Source organism: Bacillus sp. LR--39 (genome assembly GCF_053613335.1).
This window is the reverse complement of the sequence record NZ_JBSIOT010000924.1, coordinates 1-692: the sequence shown is the minus strand read 5'-3', so window position 1 is coordinate 692 and position 692 is coordinate 1. Positions and strand designations below refer to the sequence as shown.

Annotated in this window: 2 protein-coding genes; one reads left to right on the top strand and one right to left on the bottom strand. The window is 37.6% G+C overall.

Annotation, left to right across the window (positions count from 1 at the left end; all coding sequences use genetic code 11):
- Positions 1–159 (bottom strand): CYTH domain-containing protein (locus ACWHAR_RS27505; protein WP_452088488.1); only part of this gene is annotated, 159 nt, incomplete at its 3' end.
- A gap of 124 nt (positions 160–283) precedes the next feature.
- Between ACWHAR_RS27505 and ACWHAR_RS27500 the strand changes: the two genes are divergently transcribed.
- Entirely contained in the window at positions 284–652 is a 369-nt protein-coding gene (locus ACWHAR_RS27500; RefSeq protein ID WP_024573346.1) for a UPF0738 family protein, read from the top strand.
- Positions 653–692: the final 40 nt, after the last annotated feature.

Sequence of the window (692 nt, the reverse complement as noted above, 5' to 3'; positions counted from 1 at the left end):
CGCAGCATGTTTTTGTTTCAGCGCGAAGCTGTCTGTATCAAAATAATGATTCTTTTGATCTGTAAAATCTTTTTCTGCCAGCTGGAGTGCCGCTGCTATGTTTTTGAATTCTTGTTTGGTCAGCATGTTTTTAAATTCGATTTCAATTTCTTGGCTCATGATGCTCTTCCTTTCCGCCCTGTAAATCTTATTTTTACTATTATCTCTTTAGATGTTAGGTTTATCAATATCGAGCTCGATATGATAAAATGAATCTGTACTTTGTTTAAAAAAGGAGAGCATTATGCAAAACAGAATCGAAATTTTGAATGCAACATTATCGGATGATCAGCTTCGCCTTGCCTGTCAGACAGAAGGAAACGAAGCGGAACGCAAGCCGTCAGGTCAAATGCTTGTTGATTCTGACCACTTTGCTTTTGTATACATACTTGAATTAGCTGATTCTTTTGAATATGTCATTATAAAGGAACATGTATGGCCGGAACTGAAGCAGGCCCATGCACAAAAAATACCGGTTGTTTTAGAGGCAGGAAACCAAACAATTGAACTGGCAGGCCTGCATGAGGAGCTGGAATATCTTTTAGAAAATATAAAAGATAATGCAAACTATGGAGAAGAAATGGAAGAAAAAGTGAAACGCGTGTTTTTATAGAAACTGGTTCGGAATTGGGGGATGTATGATGGATGACAAA

Coding starts and splice junctions, on each gene's coding strand:
- ACWHAR_RS27500 (WP_024573346.1), top strand. CDS start 284: ATGCAAAACAGAATCGAAATTTTGAATGCAACATTATCGGATGATCAG.